This is a genomic window from Mucilaginibacter glaciei, from assembly GCF_014773245.1.
Classification (GTDB): Bacteria; Bacteroidota; Bacteroidia; order Sphingobacteriales; family Sphingobacteriaceae; genus Mucilaginibacter; species Mucilaginibacter glaciei.
Genome location: NZ_JACWMX010000001.1, coordinates 555,612 through 573,766 on the forward strand (window position 1 = coordinate 555,612; position 18,155 = coordinate 573,766).

16 protein-coding genes are annotated in these 18,155 nt (G+C 43.3%); 9 read left to right on the forward strand and 7 right to left on the reverse strand.

Annotation, left to right across the window (positions count from 1 at the left end; translation table 11 throughout):
* The 4 genes from IDJ76_RS02550 to IDJ76_RS02565 form a co-directional block, all read right to left on the reverse strand.
* On the reverse strand, window positions 1-1,500 hold the full coding sequence (locus tag IDJ76_RS02550; protein ID WP_191160406.1) for a GH3 auxin-responsive promoter family protein: 1,500 nt from the start codon (window positions 1,498-1,500) through the stop codon (window positions 1-3).
* 2 nt (window positions 1,501-1,502) lie between these two features.
* Complete coding sequence (locus IDJ76_RS02555) at window positions 1,503-2,237, reverse strand: hypothetical protein (RefSeq protein WP_191160408.1); 735 nt, start codon at window positions 2,235-2,237, stop codon at window positions 1,503-1,505.
* Between the two features lie 9 nt (window positions 2,238-2,246).
* On the reverse strand, window positions 2,247-3,215 hold the full coding sequence (locus IDJ76_RS02560) for a glycosyltransferase (RefSeq protein WP_191160410.1): 969 nt from the start codon (window positions 3,213-3,215) through the stop codon (window positions 2,247-2,249).
* 112 nt (window positions 3,216-3,327) lie between these two features.
* Window positions 3,328-4,278, reverse strand: a complete 951-nt coding sequence (locus tag IDJ76_RS02565) for a glycosyltransferase family 2 protein (RefSeq protein WP_191160412.1) — start codon at window positions 4,276-4,278, stop codon at window positions 3,328-3,330.
* Between the two features lie 152 nt (window positions 4,279-4,430).
* Here IDJ76_RS02565 and IDJ76_RS02570 point away from each other — a divergent pair, with 152 nt between their 5' ends.
* Complete coding sequence (locus tag IDJ76_RS02570) at window positions 4,431-7,031, forward strand: M1 family metallopeptidase (protein ID WP_191160414.1); 2,601 nt, start codon at window positions 4,431-4,433, stop codon at window positions 7,029-7,031.
* A gap of 80 nt (window positions 7,032-7,111) precedes the next feature.
* The gene (locus IDJ76_RS02575; RefSeq protein WP_191160416.1) at window positions 7,112-7,510 is read left to right on the forward strand and encodes a helix-turn-helix domain-containing protein; all 399 of its coding nucleotides are present in this window, start codon (window positions 7,112-7,114) and stop codon (window positions 7,508-7,510) included.
* Between the two features lie 102 nt (window positions 7,511-7,612).
* Here IDJ76_RS02575 and IDJ76_RS02580 read toward each other — a convergent pair whose 3' ends face one another.
* Complete coding sequence (locus IDJ76_RS02580; RefSeq protein ID WP_191160418.1) at window positions 7,613-9,112, reverse strand: malate:quinone oxidoreductase; 1,500 nt, start codon at window positions 9,110-9,112, stop codon at window positions 7,613-7,615.
* A 301-nt stretch (window positions 9,113-9,413) separates the two neighbouring features.
* On the opposite strand from IDJ76_RS02580, the gene IDJ76_RS02585 reads away from it, so the two are divergent.
* Together IDJ76_RS02585 and IDJ76_RS02590 are read left to right on the forward strand one after the other, a co-directional pair.
* The gene (locus tag IDJ76_RS02585) at window positions 9,414-9,944 is read left to right on the forward strand and encodes a hypothetical protein (protein WP_191160420.1); all 531 of its coding nucleotides are present in this window, start codon (window positions 9,414-9,416) and stop codon (window positions 9,942-9,944) included.
* 275 nt (window positions 9,945-10,219) lie between these two features.
* Window positions 10,220-11,230 (forward strand): glutamine synthetase beta-grasp domain-containing protein, encoded by a 1,011-nt coding sequence (locus IDJ76_RS02590; protein WP_191160422.1) that lies wholly within the window; start codon window positions 10,220-10,222, stop codon window positions 11,228-11,230.
* A gap of 38 nt (window positions 11,231-11,268) precedes the next feature.
* Here the strand turns inward: IDJ76_RS02590 and IDJ76_RS02595 are convergent, their stop codons facing one another.
* Window positions 11,269-11,670: a gamma-glutamylcyclotransferase family protein gene (locus IDJ76_RS02595; RefSeq protein WP_191160424.1), complete on the reverse strand. Its 402-nt coding sequence runs from the start codon at window positions 11,668-11,670 to the stop codon at window positions 11,269-11,271.
* A gap of 87 nt (window positions 11,671-11,757) precedes the next feature.
* On the opposite strand from IDJ76_RS02595, the gene IDJ76_RS02600 reads away from it, so the two are divergent.
* The 5 genes from IDJ76_RS02600 to IDJ76_RS02620 all read left to right on the forward strand — a co-directional run bounded on the left by IDJ76_RS02600 (window position 11,758) and on the right by IDJ76_RS02620 (window position 17,457).
* Window positions 11,758-13,116, forward strand: a complete 1,359-nt coding sequence (locus tag IDJ76_RS02600; protein WP_191160426.1) for a glutamine synthetase family protein — start codon at window positions 11,758-11,760, stop codon at window positions 13,114-13,116.
* 73 nt (window positions 13,117-13,189) lie between these two features.
* Window positions 13,190-14,233, forward strand: a complete 1,044-nt coding sequence (locus IDJ76_RS02605; RefSeq protein WP_191160428.1) for a hypothetical protein — start codon at window positions 13,190-13,192, stop codon at window positions 14,231-14,233.
* Between the two features lie 107 nt (window positions 14,234-14,340).
* Window positions 14,341-15,210, forward strand: coding sequence for a TIGR01459 family HAD-type hydrolase (locus IDJ76_RS02610; protein WP_191160430.1), 870 nt, complete (start codon window positions 14,341-14,343; stop codon window positions 15,208-15,210).
* Window positions 15,211-15,216: 6 nt separating this feature from the next.
* On the forward strand, window positions 15,217-16,263 hold the full coding sequence (locus tag IDJ76_RS02615) for a glycoside hydrolase family 43 protein (RefSeq protein WP_191160432.1): 1,047 nt from the start codon (window positions 15,217-15,219) through the stop codon (window positions 16,261-16,263).
* A 15-nt stretch (window positions 16,264-16,278) separates the two neighbouring features.
* Window positions 16,279-17,457: an aldose epimerase family protein gene (locus IDJ76_RS02620; protein ID WP_191160434.1), complete on the forward strand. Its 1,179-nt coding sequence runs from the start codon at window positions 16,279-16,281 to the stop codon at window positions 17,455-17,457.
* Window positions 17,458-17,507: 50 nt separating this feature from the next.
* On the opposite strand, the gene IDJ76_RS02625 is transcribed toward IDJ76_RS02620, so the two are convergent.
* The gene (locus tag IDJ76_RS02625) at window positions 17,508-18,098 is read right to left on the reverse strand and encodes a nucleotidyltransferase family protein (RefSeq protein ID WP_191160436.1); all 591 of its coding nucleotides are present in this window, start codon (window positions 18,096-18,098) and stop codon (window positions 17,508-17,510) included.
* Window positions 18,099-18,155 lie beyond the last annotated feature (57 nt).

The following is an 18,155-nucleotide window of genomic DNA, read 5'->3' on the forward strand; positions in this document are numbered from 1 at the left end:
TTATATTATATAAATCGTCAACTCGTCGGCAATTTTCCGGTCATTCGCCAGCCTGGGCACTTTATTCTGTCCGCCGAGCTTACCCTGGCTGCGCATATAATTAATAAAGGTATCCTTTTTTAAACTTCTGACTATTAAAGGTTGCAATATGTTACCGGCTATAAGGTCAAAATAGTAAATATTTTTTTGCTGCAGTGCCCGGTCAACCTTCATTGCAAAAGTGGTCAGATCTGCAGGCTCTTTGCCAAATTCTACAAACCATTCGTGGTAAGGCAGTTGGCTTTCTGCTGGCGCAACCTGTGGTGCCACCGTAAACTCAACCACTTCAACGCCTTCTTGTTTGGCAACGGTCATTAAAGCGTGTTCTACCTCTTCGCCAATCACGTGCTCGCCAAAGGCAGAAATGTAATGCTTAATACGCCCGCTTACTACAATGCGGTAAGGGTTTTTGGAAACAAATTTAACCGTATCGCCCAGGCTGTAGCCCCATAAACCCGCGCTGGTGTTCAATATCAGGGCATAGTTTTTTTCCAGTTCCACATCTTTAATGTTGATTCGGGTAGGGTTATCATTAAAATATTCTTCTGAGGGGATAAACTCGTAAAAGATGCCGGCATCAACCATCAGTAAAAGCCCTTTTTCTTTTTGCGAGTCCTGGAAAGCGATAAAACCCTCAGAAGCCGGATAGGTTTCTATCGAATCTATCTGCGTGCCAATCACTTCTTCCATCCGGGCGCGGTAAGGCTCGTAATTTACGCCGCCATGCACAAACAGCTTAAAGTTAGGGAAGATATCCTTGATCTTTTTATCGCCCGAAACCGCCGATAACCGGTCGAAATACATCTGGCACCAGGGTGGGATGCCCGATATCAGGCGCAGATCTTCTTTTGCAGTTTCTTGCACAATGGCATCCACTTTCTCCTCCCAATCTTCAATGCAATTGGTCGGATAGGATGGAAGTCGGTTTTTTTGTAAATAGCCTGGCACATGATGAGCGACAATGCCTGACAAGCGCCCTGTTGATATACCATTCTTTTCATTAAGAACCGGGCTGCCTTGCAGGAAGATCATCTTCCCGTCTACAAAATCGGCTTTGCCGGTTTCATAAATATAGCTTAATAAAGCATTACGTGCGGCTTTAATATGTTCCGGCAAGCTCTCTTTAGAGATAGGAATATACTTTACCCCCGATGTTGTACCCGATGTTTTGGCCAGATAGGAGGGTTTGCCCGGCCACATCACATTAGCTTCGCCTTTAATTACCCGGTCAATGTAAGGGCGCAATTCCTCATAATCGCGGATAGGTACGTTCTTTTTAAAATCTTCGTAACTGTTTATTAAAGCGAATTGATGATCGGTACCAAATGCGGTGTTTTTAGCAGTATACACCAGATCACTAAAGGTTTTCTGCTGCAAAGTAACCGCGTTTTGCCGGATATGGTTGAGTTGCCTGTTTACTAACGAGGCAAATACTTTGCTGAGTACCGCTTTTAAACCCATAGTTAGTTGGTTTCGGCAATGTCGTCATCTACATCCTGGTGGCTGTAAATAAGCTTGCGATAGGTTACCGCAAGGATGATGTTTACAAAAGGATAAGTGAACAATATAGCTATAGATATAAGCGGATTGATCTGCGAAAGTTTTGCCGGCAAGGCGATCAATAAAATAATGATGCCTAAAATTAAAACCACCTTTAACAAATAACCCTTGGTGAGCTGGAAGCTTTGTCTTAAAGATTCTATCGGGCCCGATGCATCATCCACAACAAAATTATTGAAGAACATGATGCGTAAGGCCAGGTACAAACCAATAAGGCCTGATATAACCTGGACGGCAAACTGCAGGTCTTCGTACCCCGCATTTTCCAGATAATCTATAACTATGGTTAAATTAGTTATTACGAAGGCAAAAATGAATACAACCGCCAAGTAGCTCCATACCATTTTAGCCTTAGGGATCACCTGGATAAATTCGAATTCGTAATATTCGCTATCTATTAAAGTAAATATTAATTTATATAAACCGAGGGTAGTGTATGCCTGCAGCCAGATGAGTACAAAGGTTACCAGCATTGACCACCAAAAATCTGTAGGCGAATACATAAAACCAACAATAAGCCCCAATATACCCAGTAGCAAAAAAGCAATAACCGAATAAACAATGATCGTTACAAAGTTCTTTTTGAAGATGTCCCAGGATGTTTTTATGGTCTCTGCAACTGAAAAAGGGTGGTACATGCTACGTTTTTATGATCTTTTTAAAATAACCCGCTTCCAGTAATCCTGCATAAATCCTAAGCCGTAGGCAGTGAGTTGTGTGAAGGCCGCTATTATGCTCAAAAATGCGATTTTTGCTGATTTGTTTTTCCACCAAGCGTGAAAAAATATCAACATAATGTAAACAGCTAACAATACATTACACAATACAGCAACGGGCCATTGTAATACATTAGCTATTAACGTAAACAACAGGCCGAGTGTAACAAATGCCGGGAAAAAGTGCACCAGCTTTAACTGCGAAGGGAAGAATTTGTAAATGTTGATGCGCGCGCGACCAAAAAAATGGATCTGTTTATAAAACTTCAAAAAATCGGTGCGGCGCTTGTGATAAACAATAGCATTAGGTATCAGCCCTATCTTGTAGCCAAGTGAATGAATACGGATGCTGTACTCGATATCTTCGCCCAGGCGGGTAATGATAAAGCCGCCTGCCTTTTCCCAAACCCGGCGCGAGATCCCCATATTAAAACTCCGTGGATGAAACTGGCCGATCCCTTTTTTGCCACCGCGGATGCCACCCGTAGTAAAAGGTGAGGTCATGGAGTAACTAATAGCCTTTTGTAACGGCGTAAAAGAAGGGTGCGCACCATCGGGGCCGCCATAAGCATCCAGCCAGTTCGTGTTTAAGGAGTCGTTTACCATTTGAAGGTAATCTGCAGGGATCAGGCAGTCAGAGTCGAAGATGATAAAGTAATCCCCCTTTGCACGCTCAAACCCAAAGTTGCGGGTAAAGCCTTGGCCTTCATTAGCTTTCTCAAAGTATCTGATATCCAATCGATCTGCAAAACCTTTTACAATTTCATCAGCCTTGTTTACAGATCCATCCTCGATAACCAAAACCTCAAACTCTTTATAGGTTTGCAATGTAAGCGTTTGCAGTAACTCACTGATCTCTTGCGGGCGGTTGTATAAAGGGATGATGATAGATAAAAACATTCAAATTAAATGTGCAGATATGCTGATGTGCAAATATGCAGATGAAAAATCTTTAATAAATTATAGAACAAACAGGTATCTGCACATCAGAAATTTGCAAATCCGTAAATACTTAAATCGTGTCTTCTATTTGGTATTTATTACGTTCTGATGCGCTGCGCGATACCAATTCCGCAACAAAGCCGGTTAAAAATAATTGCGATCCCAGCAATATGGCCACTAAGGCAAAGTAAAAAAGCGGGTTGTCGGTCGGTTGCCTCGGCACTACGTGGTGCGACAGGTCTATCAGTTTATCGGCTATCAGCCATATAGCTAACCCAATGCCTGTAAAAAAGCTTAAGGTACCCATCATACCAAAAAAGTGCATAGGGCGTTTACCAAACTTGCCTACAAAAAATATCGAAAGCAGATCAAGAAAACCATTGATAAACCTGCTCCACCCGAATTTGGTTTTACCATACTTGCGGGGGCGGTGCTCCACAATCTGCTCACCAATTTTAGTAAAACCTGCCCATTTGGCCAGCACCGGGATATAACGATGCATTTCGCCATAAACTTCGATGTTTTTAACTACCGCTTTGCGATACGACTTCAAGCCGCAATTAAAATCATGCAGGTTAGGTATACCGCTCATTTTACGCGTTGCGGAATTAAAAAGCTTGGTAGGTATAGTTTTAGTTAAAGGGTCATAACGTTTTGCTTTCCAGCCGGATATGAGGTCGTAGCCGTCATCCGCAATGCGGCGGTAAAGGGCAGGGATCTCATCGGGGCTATCCTGCAAATCGGCATCCATCGTAATGATCACATTACCGCGGGCCGCCTCAAAACCAGTGTTTAAAGCGGCAGATTTGCCATAGTTTCGGCGGAACCTGATACCTTGTATAAAAGGGTTGTTTTCCTTTAATTTAACGATCATATCCCAAGACCCATCTTTGCTGCCATCATCGATCAGGATGATCTCGTAGGTGTAATTATTGTCGGCCATTACGCGGCTTATCCATGTGGTAAGTTCGGGTAACGATTCTACTTCATCATAAAGTGGTACTACAACTGATATATCCATCTATCGGAGAAAAATGCCGGGCTTTTATAATTAACCAATAGCATTACCTGCAAAAATATAAAAAATAGGCAACCGATTTAAGTTAGTTTTTTTAATCAATAGTTAGGTTTCATAAATTTAATATATTGGCCTCGTAATCAATCAACCCCCAAATGAAATTTTATAAAGCCCTCTTATTATTGTTAACAGCCGGTAATTGTGCCGCGGTAGCGCAAACTACTGAACCGGTAGCACCCAAATACGATCAGCATAAGGTGTTTAACCCTTTGTTTTACTTTGGCAAAGGGAATGAATTCCGTTCGGCTTCCGGTGCACCGGGTGCCAAATACTGGCAAAATCACGCCGACTACAAAATTAATGTGGCATTAGATACCGCCAAGCACAGCATTACCGGCAGCGTAGTGATCAGCTACACCAATAACAGCCCCGACAAGTTGGATTTTTTATGGCTGCAGTTAGATCAAAACATTTATAAAGAAAACTCCCGGGGGCAGGCTACCAGTATTCTTGAAGGCGGCCGTTTCGCAACCAAGCTTTTCACTAACGGATACGAGATAAAAGGCGTTACACTAATCAAAAACGGCAAAACCGAACAGGCCGTTTACCTGGTAAATGATACCCGCATGCAGCTAAAATTGAAAGATGCATTGGCTGCGGCAGGCGGTAAGCTTCAAATCAAAATAGATTATACTTACACCGTGCCTGAGTACGGTACCGACCGCACAGGCCGCATCAAGGATAAATACGGCTGGATCTATGATATTGCCCAGTGGTACCCACGCATGGAAGTTTATGACGATGTAAGCGGCTGGAACACCATTCCGTACATGGGCTCATCTGAGTTTTACCTCGAGTATGGCAACTTCGACTACACCATTACCGCGCCGGCGAGTTTAATCATAGCAGGATCAGGCGAATTGCTTAACCCTGCCGAAGTATTGACTGCGACTGAATTAAAGCGTTTGGCGTTAGCCAAAACCAGCGACAAAACGGTAATGGTGAAAGATTCTAACGAAGTAAAGAACGGCAACGCCTACCTGAAAAAGCCAAACCTTACCTGGCACTTTTACTGCAACAACGCTCGCGATGTAGCCTGGGCAGCATCAAAGGCATTTGTTTGGGATGCGGCACGCATCAATTTAGCAAACGGTAAAAAAGCGCTGGCACAATCCATGTACCCGATACAAGCCAGCGGCGTAAAGGCTTACAGCCGCTCTACGGAATATGTAAAAGCAAGCATCGAATTATACTCTGCTAAATGGTTTGAATATACTTACCCGGTAGCAACCAATATTGGTGGCCCTGTGAGTGGTATGGAGTACCCCGGCATCGTTTTTTGCGACTACAAAAGCCAGGCCGGCGAATTATGGGATGTAACCAATCATGAGTTTGGCCACAACTGGTTCCCGATGATCGTAGGCTCTAACGAACGTAAATACGCCTGGATGGACGAAGGCTTTAACACCTTTATCAATAAGGTGGATACCAAAGTATTCAACAAAGGCGAGTACTACGAAAAAACTGACGAGCAGCAGGCGGCGGCAAGTAACTTTAATGATAACTCCGACGCCATAATGAACACGCCCGATGTGATCCAGAGCGATAATCTGGGTGCATCTGCGTACGTGAAACCAGCGTTGGGTTTAACTATTTTGCGGGAACAGATCCTGGGCGAGGAGCGCTTTGACTACGCTTTCCGTACTTATATTAAACGCTGGGCATTTAAGCACCCTACACCGTTCGATTTTTTCCACACTATGGATAACGCGGCAGGCGAGGACCTAAGCTGGTTTTGGAACGAATGGTTCATGACCACCTGGAAACTCGACCAGGCTGTGAAGTCGATTGATTATAAAGACTTCGACCCGGCCAAAGGCGCATTGATCACAATTGAAAACCTGGAAGAGATGGCTTTGCCGGTAACTATTTTAGTGAAGGAAGAAAATGGCAAAAGCAGCACTATTAAACTCCCTGCAGAAATTTGGCAGCGCGGCAATACCTGGACATTTGCCTATAACTCAACCTCTAAATTAATATCGGTAACCATAGATCCTGACCATATTTTACCGGACGTTAATCCTGCTAATAATTCCCTGAGCGGGATAGCAGTACCTGCCGGTGTTACCGCAGCAACGGTGATCAATAATTATATAGATGCGATTGGCGGCGCTGCAAAACTAAGGGAGGTAAAAGACCTGACTGTAAAGGCTACCAGCAAATTACAGGGTGCCGAATTGGTAAGTTTAACCAGATATAAGTCGGCTGATAAAGTTTATCAAAGTATTACCGCACCTGCTTATCATGATTTTGCAGTACTAAAAGTAAACCTTAACGGAGATAGCATCAGGGTGGTGCAATTTGATAAAGTAGCGCAATTGCAAAATGAGGATAAAGCTTTAATTAAATTGAAGTATAAACTATTCCCCGAACTGGAATACAGCAAAACCGGTTACTTGTTAAACTTAGCCCCGGCAATGCAGGTTATCAACGACGAATTGGTTTACCTGGTTACGGTGACTACTCCCGAAGGGATTAAAGTTAAAAATTACTATAGTCAGAAAACAGGGTTTAAAGTTCGAAAATTAACCGACGCGCCCCGTGCCACCCCTGTAGACTATAGTAATTATCAGGGTATTAATACAGGCATCAGGATTCCGTTCGCGGAGAAAACGAATGTTGGCGGTTTACCTCTCGATCTGATGGTTACCGAAGCGACGGTAAATACCAATATCAGCAACGATGATTTTAAATAGAACGTCATAAGTTGTTTTCAAAATAAGCTCCGCCATTAGCGGGGCTTATTTTTTGTTGTATAAATTTTCTACCTTTAACTATGCCACAAACTTTAGCCGTAAATACATCGCTACGCAAACAGGAAATCACCAGCGGCTTCATCCGCGAGTTGGATAAGCACCTGGCCGATTTGAAAGCGGGGCTGCTGGAAAAGTCGTTAGAGATCAACGATTTTGCCGACCTGCTGTTCATAACCCCGGCACATTTAAGCGATACGATAAAAGAAGTATTAGGAAAATCGCCATGCGATGTTTATGAGGAAGGAATGGTAAGGATTTCTAAAGATTTATTGTTAAATACAAAGAAATCGATAGGGGAGATCGCGCTAACACTAACCTACGATCCGTCAAACTTTACCAAGTTTTTTAAGCGTTACGCAGGGATGAAACCGAAAGAGTTTAGAGCGATGAATTTCAGTAAGCTAACTATAAATACCTGATCTATAGTTTATTAAGCTGTAAATCGTAGTGCTGTTTCGCTTGCCGTTCCGCACTGTTCCGTTTCAAGCGGAACACCATGCGGAACGCAAATAATCGCTTATTTAAACTAAGCCCAATACCTTGCTTGTCCGCGCCCTTGTCGCATCAGCCAAAGCTTCATCGTTAACAAGTGATTGCCCGAAAGATGGGATCATTTGTTTGAGTTTCTCCTGCCAATCTTTCGAGCTCGCTTGCGCTCTAAAGCAACGACTGATCAGTTCCACCATAATAGGTACGGATGTTGATGCACCCGGAGAGGCTCCTAACAGGGCTGATATCGAACCATCGGCAGATGTAACTACTTCGGTTCCGAATTCTAATACACCTGTGCGTTTATCGTCTTTTTTGATCACTTGCACACGCTGACCTGCAATATCCAAATGCCAGTCCTCATCTTTGGCGTCCGGAAAGTATTCCTGCAGTGCCTTTAACCTATCGGCAGGCGATTGCATTACCTGGCTAATGAGATATTTGGTCAGGGCCATATTATCGCGGCCAACGGCCAGCAACGGTAAGATGTTATTCAGTTTTATAGAAGTAAACAGGTCAAGCAACGACCCCTTTTTAAGGAAACGGGTACTGAAACCAGCGTAGGGGCCAAACAGTAAGGAACGTTTGCCATCAATCATCCGGGTATCTAAATGCGGTACCGACATGGGTGGCGAACCAACAGATGCCTTGCCATATACCTTTGCTTCGTGTTTTTTTATGATCTCGGGGTTGTTGCAAACCAACCACTGCCCGCTAACCGGGAAACCACCAAAGCCCTTGCTTTCAGGAATGCCCGATTTTTGCAGCAGGGGTAATGCGCCACCTCCCGCGCCAACAAATATAAATTTAGCGTTCAGTTTACGGCTCGTGCCGGATACGCGGTCGTTTACCTTAACATTCCAGGATTTATCCTTATTGCGCTTAATATCGCGCACATCGTGATTAAGGTTTAAACTAACACCGGGCTTCTGTTCCAATTTATCAAACAGGCTGCGGGTTAGCGAGCCAAAGTTTACATCGGTGCCGATATCCATGAAGGTTGCAGAAACGTCATGGCCCGGATCGCGGCCTTCCATTACCAGCGGGATCCATTTTTTAAGCTGCGCGTGATCTTCAGAATACTGCATCCCTTTAAAGAAGTGGTGCTGTACCAGTGCGTCGCGGCGCTTTTTGAGATACTCCACATTATCGGCGCCCCAAACAAAACTCATATGCGGGATCTTGCTGATGAAGTTTTGCGGTTCACCTACATATTTTTGCTCAACCAGGTAAGCCCAGAATTCTTTGCTGATCTCAAACTGCTCGGCAATTTTGATAGCCTTTACAATTTCAATGCTACCGTCTTTACGCTGCGGGGTGTAGTTCAATTCACAAAACGCAGAGTGACCGGTACCTGCGTTATTCATGGCATCACTGCTTTCGGCAGCAACGGTATCCAATCGTTCAAATATTTCAATGGTCAAATCGGGCTGCAACTCTTTAAGCATCACCCCAAGTGTTGCGCTCATAATGCCAGCGCCTACCAAAACCACATCCACCGTTTTATTCGAAACTTTGTTACCGTTATTCATGATCTAATTGAATGCTAAAGATACATTCAAATAATTATTTGAGGGATTAAACCTTGTTTTAAACCGTTTAAATGATAAAAATTTTACATTTAGCAGGCTGGAGCGGCCGGTGCGTTTGTAAAACCTTTACCGGATAAACCGGGCAATTTTAATAATTTTTACTGTAAGAATCGTTATCCAAGTGTTGTTTGTACATAATCAATCCTCAGTTTAATATCCCAATAATAAATAATCAGGGCAATTGTTTAAATCGACACAAAATAAATGGCTAACTGTATATATAATAACCAATTAAAACCCGATGATAAGATCCGTTCCTACAATCGCCGCAATATACATGCTATTCGTTTTGTTCGCTTGTAATAATAGCAAGCCTAAACCAACGTCTGCAGATGTTACCAAACAAACGATACGAGTAAACGGCAAAAAAGATAGCGTGATCAATAACGCCAAAAAAAATTATGGTAACGCTACCATAGCCGACCCATGCATTAGGTGTTTGGTACGAGCTGTGCAATTAACGGCTGAGTATAAACAAAACATCGCCGGTGTTGAAGCTAAACGAGTTATCTATAAAATTAACTGGGTTATCGCCGACGGTACCGTTGATACCCTTAACACAAAAGGAGCCACCAATGCTTTAAGGGTAGATGTTGTAGATAAAGGGCAAAAAGGCAAAAATTTGTCGGCCTTTATTTATGATAATAGTATTGCCAAGCTATATTTTCTAAAAAACAACCTCCGGTCCGGGCAGATGGAAGTAAAAATAGACAGCGTTCAACTCAAAAAGATTCGAAACGCTTGTTATTGGGGTGTGGCTTCCGGTAAGTAGTATAATATGGTGTGTAAAGCCGGATGTTTTCAATAAAAATATCCGGCTTTTTACTTTTAAGGGGATTGCTGCTCCAAATATTCTGCATGCATAGTAATTTGGTGGTTTTTTGATTGATTTTAGAATTTTTAATTGTATTTGTTATTGATTTTTATATTTTTTATGAACATTACTATGAAATTTATAAAAATAATTTAAATTCGCATTCATAATATCAAAAGAAACAACTTCTTAAACAACTATAGTTTAATCTAAATTACAAATCATTAGAAAAAATGGCAACTAAACTCGAGTACATCTGGCTTGATGGCTACAAACCAACTCAAAGCTTGCGTAGCAAAACAAAAATTGTAAAATCTTTTAGCGGTAAAGTTGAAGATTTAGATAACTGGAGCTTCGATGGTTCATCAACTGAGCAGGCACCGGGTGGGTCGTCAGATTGCGTTTTAAAACCCGTATTTGCTTGCCCGGATCCACAACGCAGAGATGCTTACTTAGTAATGTGCGAAGTTTTAGATTCAAAAGGCGAAGCACACGAGTCTAATGGCCGCGCGTTGATCCAGGATGACGATAACGATTTTTGGTTTGGTTTTGAGCAGGAGTACTTTTTATGGGATCCTGAAACCAACAAACCGCTTGGTTTCCCGGCAGGTGGTTACCCTGGCCCACAAGGCCCTTACTACTGTTCGGTAGGTGCAAACAACGCTTACGGCCGCGATATTGTTGAAGAGCACTTGGATGCTTGTTTAGATGCAGGCTTAAATGTTGAAGGTATCAACGCCGAAGTTGCTGCAGGCCAGTGGGAATTCCAAATCTTCGCTAAAGGCGCGAAAGAGGCTGGTGATCAAATTTGGGTTGCCCGTTACTTATTAGAAAGAATTGGTGAAGCACATGGTGTATCTATAAACTGGCATTGCAAACCGTTGGGCACTTTAGACTGGAACGGTTCTGGTATGCACGCTAACTTCTCAAACTCAACTTTACGTACTGCAAACAGCAAAGAAACCTTCACCGCTATTTGCGAGGCTTTCCGCCCGGCAGTTGCCGAGTGTGTTGCCGTATACGGTGCACACAACGAATTACGTTTAACCGGTAAACACGAAACAGCTTCAATTACTGATTTTAGCTACGGCGTTTCTGACCGTGGTGCTTCTATCCGCATCCCACTTTACACGGTAGACCATGACTGGAGTGGTTACCTGGAAGATCGTCGCCCTAACTCGGCTGCAGATCCATACAAAGTCGCTGCTGTTATCATTAAAACTGTAAAATCAGCTAAACTTTAATAACCTACACCTTTTTATATATCCCCCGGGTTTTAAACTTAGGGGGATTTTTTTTGCTGTAAATATTCCTGGTAATTTCCTGATTGGATCTTTTCGAAGCCATCAACAGATCGGTTGTAAACATAAATCCAGGCAGATATAATGCTGCTCTCGGTTTGAACAGCACTCATCAACCTCAAATATAAATTCGGCTGTTCCTGATTTTCCCCGTAGCCCTCATAATCATCTATAATGGCTAAAGCATCATCGTCAAGTTCGCAAATGCTGCCATAAACCCAGTTGCCTTTGTCGTCAGGAATAAGCCCGGGGTAGTCGCCGGTATCGTATAAAACTCCCTTGATCTTACCCTTAAATAAATACCTCAATCTATTTTGGAGCAGATGTGCTACCGGGTTGTCCGTTTGTGAAAGCGTGCCGTATATAAACAGAAGATGCGCCATTACATAAAGATAGCCCTACAGGGTTGATAATATATGGTCCATATTATTTTTATCTTGCTTAAATTGGCATTTTATAATTGCACAACCATGAACCAGGAACAAGTTATTGCTTATATAAAGGATAATAATATTCAAAAGCTCAAATTTGCCTTTGCAGATATTGATGGCGTTCTTCGCGGCAAAGTTATCAGCAAGAAAAAACTGCTCGATGGCATGCAGGCCGGTTATGGCTTTTGTGATGTGGTGTTTGGCTGGGACAGTAACGATGCTACTTACGATAATGTAAAGCTGACCGGTTGGCATAGCGGGTACCCCGATAAATTATGTTTTATTGATCTGTCTACCTTCCGCACCGTGCCATGGCAGGATAACATTCCGTTCTTTCTGGCGGATTTTACCGGGCCGGATGGGAGCAGTTTACCCGCCTGCCCTCGCAGTTTATTAAGACGGGTAGTAAGGCAATGTGAAGAAATGGGCTACCATGCCGAGTTTGCACAGGAGTTTGAATGGTTTAACTTTAAGGAGACGCCAGAGAGCCTGCAGCAAAAAGGTTTTGCCAATATGGAGCCGCTATCGCCGGGGATGTTTGGATATTCTGTACTGCGCACCTCACAAAATAGCGTGTTTTACTATGATCTGTTTAATTCATTAACCCAGTTTGACATCCCGATAGAAGGGCTGCATACCGAGACAGGGCCCGGCGTTTACGAAGCCGCCATTATGCATGATGAAGTGTTAAAGGCTGCAGATAAAGCTGTGCTCTTTAAAACAGCGGTGAAGGAAATTGCGAGCAAACATGGCATCTGCGCTACATTCATGGCCAAATGGAATGCCGACCTGCCCGGTTGCAGCGGCCATATCCATCAAAGCCTTTGGAAAAAAGATCTTTCTCAAAACCTTTTTTACGACGCTACCGAAGTGAATAAAATGAGCGAACTTCATAAGCAATACCTGGCGGGTCAGCTTTATTGTATGCCGCACTTATTGCCCATGTACGGACCCACCATCAATAGCTATAAGCGACTGGTTGAAGGTGCCTGGGCACCTACCACCATCACCTGGGGGGTAGATAACCGCACCACAGCCTTAAGAGTTATCAATACCACTGCCGATTATACACGTTTAGAAACCCGCATCCCCGGATCTGACACAAACCCGTACCTGGCTATTGCCGCTGCATTAGCTTCGGGCTTATATGGCATTAAAAATAAAATGACCCTTGATATTGCTGCAACAGTTGGCAACGGTTATGCCGATAAAACCAACGGCAGCCTGCATACTAATTTGTTTGATGCGTCCACGGCTATGCAAAATTCAGCTGTTGCTAAAGAATTATTTGGTGATGGCTTTGTGGAGCACTTCACTCAAACCCGATTATGGGAGCACCGCCAGTATGCCAAAAGTGTAAGCGACTGGGAGTTGAAGAGGTATTTCGAAATAATATAGATTAAACTCTGTTGCCTCTGTGGTTAAAAAAAAACTTTGTAACTATGCATCACCAATCCACTTAACCACGGTAATGGACCCATCGATCATTATAAAATCTGCCTGGGAAGGGTATGATAAGTCAAAAACTATCCGGGATATTGAAGATATCAGCGCGATGGTATCAACAAACCACGTTTACCGTATCACTTTCGATGACGACGATATCATTATTGCCAAGCTTTCCTTTTTTGGTAAATACGAGCATTTTAAAGAGGATCACCGGATCATTCAAGCTTTATCGAATAACCTGCTTTATCCGTTTGAGAACCTGCTTTCAAAATCTTTACTGAAAAACAACCGGGTATATAGTTACCGTTACAAGCAAGGCAAAACAGATGCCTGGGTAGTGTTTTATAACCCCACCCGGATAATGGACAGGCTGCCCCGCCGGTTAAATGATGAGATGATCAGGCAGCTGGGTTCGCAATTAGGTAAATTCCACAAAGCATGCTCAAGAGCTAAAAATGTGCTACCTAAATCATCCAAAACCTTACGTACAGATATTTACGACTTGCAGCGCCAGTTAGATAAGAACGAGCACAAATTCGGCACCGCCATGCAGGTCGATTTTCTAAAATATCACTGTGAACAGTTTTTAAAAAACCGATCAAAATATAACATGAGCTCGTTTGAGATCATCCCAGTATTTATCGACTGGAACATCGGTAACTTTTCGGTAACGCCCGACCTGGAACTGTATTCGCGCTGGGACTACGACTGGTTCAGGATGAGTTATCGTCTGCTTGATTTTTATTTCTTTAGCCGGGTGGTATCAGACGCCGGCGACCGCACAGTGTTCAGTTACGTAATAGGCCCTATGATGGAAGATCGTTTTATCACCTTCCTGAAAGAGTATCATAAGGTAAACCCGGTTACGGCAGACGAAATACGCTTTTTAAAGGAAGCTTATCGCTTTTTTATACTAAATTACGTGATAAAGGATGGCAAGTACTTTTTTAACGAGCAATACGCCAAAAAATTACAAGCCGAAGCGTTAGAAATCTACCTGCCATCCGTTGACAGAGATTTTGATGCAGAGGTAATTATAAAAGCACTTGGGCTTTCATTGGTTTAAAAGGTTTTAAATGTTAAACAGGTCGAAAAAGTTGGATGAGCAATTTTACTATTTGAACCTTTACAACAATTACAACCTTTCCAGCTTTTTAACCTTTAATAACGAACATGAAACGCATTGAAGATTTTAAATCGATAATTGACCGCTACGATGTGATTTTTTTTGATGCGTTCGGGGTTTTAAAAACGCATAGTGGTTTGGTACCAGGTATTGAACGTACTTTCGCATACCTCACAGCGCAGAACAAGGAATATTATATTGTAACTAACGATGCCTCCCGCAGCCCGGCAAAGCTGGCGCAGTCTTACCACGATAATGGTTTGTGGGCTGTATCGCCTGAGAGGATCATATCATCGGGCATGCTTACTAAAGAATATTTGGATTTAAAGGTCAATGATGGCATTGTCGCTTACCTAGGCACAACTGAATCTGCCCATTATTTAGAAAGTACCGGGATCCATACCATGCCGGTGAGGGATATCGATGCGTCTAACATTGACAAGGTTAATGCCCTAGTATTTATGGATGATGAAGGCTTCGACTGGTTTAGCGACTTAAATAAGACCGTGAATCTACTACGTAAACGCACTATCCCGGCTATTGTCGCCAACACAGATAAAACGTACCCGATCTCTCAAACCGATTTAGGTATCGCCGTAGGTGGTTTGGCCGGCATGATAGAGAATATCGTGGGTAAAAAGTTCATCCAGTTTGGGAAGCCCGATTCGCAGATGTTTATGTTCGCCTATGATATCATCCGCGATTATCGACCCATCAGCAAAAAACAAATTGTAATGGTAGGAGACACCTTGCAAACTGACATTCTTGGCGGTAATAAGTTTGGTCTGGATACCGTGCTGGTACTTACAGGTAATACCCGCGCGGAGGATGCAGAAAACCGAATCACGGCTACCGGAATTGTACCTACCTATATCTGTGCCAGTGCAGTGTTAGGCCCCGAGGCGCTGGGGCTATAAATTTTTATGATGAAGAATATTATCTTTCATATCTTACTATCTATTTCAATAGGGGCCTTTTCGCAATCATCAAAACGAACGTTTACTAACCCTTTATTGCCATCCGGTGCCGATCCTTGGGTTATCTATCATGATGGATATTATTATTACACCAATTCCACGCAAAACAGTTTGGTGATCTGGAAAACAAAAAACCTGGCCAATCTTAAATCGGCCGAGAAGAAAACGGGTTGGGTGCCTCCGGTAAATACAAACTACTCTAAAGAACTTTGGGCACCCGAATTGCACTATATCAACCACAAATGGTACCTGTATTTTGCTGCCGACGACGGAAATAATAAAAATCACCGACTTTATGTATTAGAAAACGTAGCTGCTGACCCGCTAAAAGGCAGCTGGACCTTTAAAGGTAAGGTTGGCGACGCGACTGACAAATGGGCTATTGATGGCTCAGTGTTTGTGCATAAGGGGCAGTTATACATGATTTGGGCAGGGTGGGAAGGCGACGAAAATGGCCAGCAGAACCTTTACATCTCTAAAATGAAAAACCCCTGGACTATCCAGGGTAGCCGGTCAAAGATCTCGAGCCCGCTTTACGATTGGGAGAAATACGGCGACCTGCATGATCCCGGCAACCCGCCGCATGTGAATGTGAATGAAGGGCCGGAGATTTTAAAGCATGGTGATAAACTGTTCCTCATCTACTCAGCCAGTGGCTGCTGGACAGATTTTTACGCGTTGGGTATGCTCACCGCATCATCTGATGCCGATCTGATGGACCCGAAGTCCTGGATAAAATCATCCGACCCTGTGTTTAAAAAGTCGGAAAAGAACGGTGTCTACGCGCCCGGCCATAACTCCTTTTTCAAATCGCCCGATGGTAAGGAGGACTGGATAATTTACCACGCCAATGCTAAACCTGGGCAGGGCTGCGGCGGTTTCCGCTCGCCGCGAATGCGAAAATTTACCTGGAATAAAAACGGAACGCCAAATTTCGGGTTACCTGTTAAGGAAGGCCAGGTGTTGGCTGTACCATCACATGCCAATCAGTAAACCTCTATAAAAATTATGCAAACTTCATTTAAAACAACAACTTTGGGCCTTGCCATTGCCGGTAGTGTATTATTCGCTGCCTGCAATCAATCAGCTAACAAAACAACCACTACCATGAATGATAGCACCAATACCGTAGCTAAATTACCCGCCGCATCTGCATTTGAGAAAACTATTAACGGTAAGCAAACACATTTATATACCCTTAAAAACAAAAACGGCGTAACGGCCGCGGTTACCAATTATGGCGGCCGGTTAGTAAGCTTATTTGTTCCGGACAAAAATGGCAAGCTTACAGATGTGGTTTTAGGTTTTGAAAATGTAGATGGATTTATCAACTCTAAAGAACCCTATTACGGAGCAACAATCGGCCGTTTCGGTAACCGTATAGCTAAAGGTAAATTTACCTTGGATGGTAAAGAATACGATTTGGCTACCAATAACGGCCCTAACACGCTGCATGGCGGCCACCCGGGTTTCCAGGAAGTGGTGTGGGATGCCAAACAGATCGACAGCGCTACTTTAGAATTGAGCTACCTGGCAAAAGACATGGAAGGCGGCTTCCCCGGTAATCTAAATGTGAAAGTAACCTACCAGATTACCGACGATAATGCCATGAAGGTAAGCTACGAGGCCACTACTGATAAAACCACTGTTGTTAATCTAACGAACCATGCTTTCTTTAACCTGAACGGCGAAGGCAGCGGCACCATATTAGATCACCTGGTTCAGATCCATGCCGACAACTACACGCCTGTAGACAGTACGCTGATCCCAACTGGTAAGGTAGAGCCTGTTGCAGGCACGCCGTTTGATTTTACTAAAACTACTGCCATTGGCGCCCGGATAAATGCCGAAAACCAGCAGTTAAAAGATGGCAAAGGTTATGATCATAACTATGTATTGAATAAGCATGATATCAGTACCTCGATAGCAACTGTTGTTGGCGATAAGAGCGGGATCAAGATGGATATATATACCGAAGAACCCGCCATGCAGTTTTACAGCGGTAACTTTATGCAGGGCCTTAATATAATGAAGGGCGGCAAAAAAGACGAGTACCGTACCTCGTTTGCTATGGAGACACAACACTACCCTGATTCGCCAAATCAGTTATCATTCCCAACCACAGTATTAAACCCCGGCCAAACCTATCGCACACAATCTATCTACAAGTTTTCGGTAGCTAAATAAAAATAAAAAATGCCCCGCGATAGCAAAGCTATACGGGGCATTTTTTTAAGTTATTCATTTTGATCGGATTGGTTGTTCAGATTGTCCCAGTCTGCGGTTGTATCTATGTCCACACTTCCTAAAGGGAAGTTTACCGGCTCCACATCGTCTAAATGTAATTCAAGGAGCTTTTTTGCACCTTCTTTACCTTGCAGGGCAATTAAATAAGGGAAGTATTTTGCCTTAAATAAAACGGGTACACCCACAATATCGTTGTATTTCGATGCGATGATGCCCTTTTCAGTATCTGTCTCCATTAAATTGCGTAATACAGCGGCATCGGCAAAAGGCTGGTCGCAAAGCATGATCATTACTTGTGTGATAGCCAGGTAGTCGCCCTGCAATTTCTCTATCGCCAGCCGGATACCCGAAGCCATTCCCTCGGCCCACAAAGGGTTGTACAGGATCTTTACCGGCTTATCTTTTATCGAAAACTCGATGTCGTCGCGGTTAGCCCCCAAAACTACCAATACGGTATCACTTACTTTAACGGCGTTGTTAACCGCCAGTTGCAACAGGGTTTCACCTTTATAATTCAAGTTCTGCTTTGCGGATCCGAAACGGCTGGACGAACCAGCGGCCAAAATAATTACTGCTGTCATATTGTATTGATGTATAGAATATTAACGGCTATTACCTATTTGAGTTTCTGCCGGGGC